The sequence below is a fragment of the Vibrio sp. 10N.261.45.E2 genome, assembly GCF_002875705.1.
Classification (GTDB): Bacteria; Pseudomonadota; Gammaproteobacteria; order Enterobacterales; family Vibrionaceae; genus Vibrio.
Genome location: NZ_MCZZ01000116.1, coordinates 1 through 2,984, shown reverse-complemented (window position 1 = coordinate 2,984; position 2,984 = coordinate 1). Strand labels below are relative to the sequence as shown.

The window sequence follows — 2,984 nt, the reverse complement described above, 5'->3', positions numbered from 1 at the left end:
GAATTAACCCTTCTTGATGACAACCAAAAACCTTGGTTAGTTGCCATACACTAAGACCCTTTCGGGTTGTATGGTTAAGTGACTAAGCGTACACGGTGGATGCCTTGGCAGTCAGAGGCGATGAAAGGCGTAATAACTTGCGATAAGCCCAGATTAGGTAGTAATAACCTTTAAGTCTGGGATTCCTGAATGGGGAAACCCACTTACATAAGTAAGTATCCTGTTGTGAATACATAGCAACAGGAGGCAAACCGGGGGAACTGAAACATCTAAGTACCCCGAGGAAGAGAAATCAACCGAGATTCCGAAAGTAGCGGCGAGCGAAATTGGATTAGCCCTTAAGCTTTTAATGAGACAGATGAAGGCTCTGGAAAGTGCCGCAGTAAAGGGTGATAGCCCCGTAATCGACATCTCATCATCAGTGAAAACGAGTAGGGCGGGACACGTGATATCCTGTCTGAATATGGGGGGACCATCCTCCAAGGCTAAATACTACTGACTGACCGATAGTGAACCAGTACCGTGAGGGAAAGGCGAAAAGAACCCCTGTGAGGGGAGTGAAATAGAACCTGAAACCGTGTACGTACAAGCAGTAGGAGCACCTTCGTGGTGTGACTGCGTACCTTTTGTATAATGGGTCAGCGACTTAATTTTAGTAGCAAGGTTAACCGTTTAGGGGAGCCGTAGGGAAACCGAGTCTTAACTGGGCGTACAGTTGCTAGGATTAGACCCGAAACCAGGTGATCTAGCCATGGGCAGGTTGAAGGTTGAGTAACATCAACTGGAGGACCGAACCGACTAATGTTGAAAAATTAGCGGATGACTTGTGGCTAGGGGTGAAAGGCCAATCAAACCTGGAGATAGCTGGTTCTCCCCGAAAGCTATTTAGGTAGCGCCTCGGACGAATACTACTGGGGGTAGAGCACTGTTAAGGCTAGGGGGTCATCCCGACTTACCAACCCTTTGCAAACTCCGAATACCAGTAAGTACTATCCGGGAGACACACGGCGGGTGCTAACGTCCGTCGTGGAGAGGGAAACAACCCAGACCGCCAGCTAAGGTCCCAAAGTATAGCTAAGTGGGAAACGATGTGGGAAGGCTCAGACAGCCAGGATGTTGGCTTAGAAGCAGCCATCATTTAAAGAAAGCGTAATAGCTCACTGGTCGAGTCGGCCTGCGCGGAAGATGTAACGGGGCTAAGCTATACACCGAAGCTGCGGCTACATACCTTTGGTATGTGGGGTAGGGGAGCGTTCTGTAAGCCGTTGAAGGTGGTCTGTAAGGGCTGCTGGAGGTATCAGAAGTGCGAATGCTGACATGAGTAACGATAAAGGGAGTGAAAAACTCCCTCGCCGGAAGACCAAGGGTTCCTGTCCAACGTTAATCGGGGCAGGGTAAGTCGACTCCTAAGGCGAGGCCGAAAGGCGTAGTCGATGGGAAACGGGTTAATATTCCCGTACTTCTTACAATTGCGATGGGGGGACGGAGAAGGCTAGGTGGGCCTGGCGACGGTTGTCCAGGTTCAAGTACGTAGGCGGGTGGTTTAGGTAAATCCGGACCGCTACTAACGCTGAGATACGATGTCGAGCTACTACGGTAGTGAAGTCATTGATGCCATGCTTCCAGGAAAAGCCTCTAAGCTTCAGATTGTAAGGAATCGTACCCCAAACCGACACAGGTGGTCGGGTAGAGAATACCAAGGCGCTTGAGAGAACTCGGGTGAAGGAACTAGGCAAAATGGTACCGTAACTTCGGGAGAAGGTACGCTCTTATCAGTGAAGTCCCTTGCGGATGGAGCAGACGAGAGTCGCAGATACCAGGTGGCTGCAACTGTTTATTAAAAACACAGCACTGTGCAAAATCGTAAGATGACGTATACGGTGTGACGCCTGCCCGGTGCCGGAAGGTTAATTGATGGGGTTAGACTTCGGTCGAAGCTCTTGATCGAAGCCCCGGTAAACGGCGGCCGTAACTATAACGGTCCTAAGGTAGCGAAATTCCTTGTCGGGTAAGTTCCGACCTGCACGAATGGCGTAATGATGGCCACGCTGTCTCCACCCGAGACTCAGTGAAATTGAAATCGCTGTGAAGATGCAGTGTACCCGCGGCTAGACGGAAAGACCCCGTGAACCTTTACTACAGCTTGGCACTGAACATTGAACCTACATGTGTAGGATAGGTGGGAGACTTTGAAACCGCGTCGCTAGATGTGGTGGAGTCGTCCTTGAAATACCACCCTTGTAGTTTTGATGTTCTAACGTTGGTCCCTGAATCGGGATTACGGACAGTGCCTGGTGGGTAGTTTGACTGGGGCGGTCTCCTCCCAAAGAGTAACGGAGGAGCACGAAGGTGGGCTAAACACGGTTGGACATCGTGTGGTTAGTGCAATGGCATAAGCCCGCTTGACTGCGAGAATGACAATTCGAGCAGGTGCGAAAGCAGGTCATAGTGATCCGGTGGTTCTGAATGGAAGGGCCATCGCTCAACGGATAAAAGGTACTCCGGGGATAACAGGCTGATACCGCCCAAGAGTTCATATCGACGGCGGTGTTTGGCACCTCGATGTCGGCTCATCACATCCTGGGGCTGAAGTCGGTCCCAAGGGTATGGCTGTTCGCCATTTAAAGTGGTACGCGAGCTGGGTTTAGAACGTCGTGAGACAGTTCGGTCCCTATCTGCCGTGGGCGTTGGAAAATTGAAAGGGGCTGCTCCTAGTACGAGAGGACCGGAGTGGACGAACCTCTGGTGTTCGGGTTGTCATGCCAATGGCATTGCCCGGTAGCTAAGTTCGGAATCGATAACCGCTGAAAGCATCTAAGCGGGAAGCGAGCCTTGAGATGAGTTTTCCCTGACGCTTTAAGCGTCCTAAAGGGTTGTCGTAGACTACGACGTTGATAGGCAGGGTGTGTAAGTGCTGCGAGGCATTGAGCTAACCTGTACTAATTGCCCGTGAGGCTTAACCATACAACACCCAAGGGGTTTTG

The 2,984-nt window shown here is 51.0% G+C and carries 1 rRNA gene; it reads left to right on the top strand.

What is annotated here, in order from left to right:
* Window positions 1-72 precede the first annotated feature (72 nt).
* Window positions 73-2,964, top strand: a 23S ribosomal RNA gene (locus BCT34_RS10445).
* Window positions 2,965-2,984 lie beyond the last annotated feature (20 nt).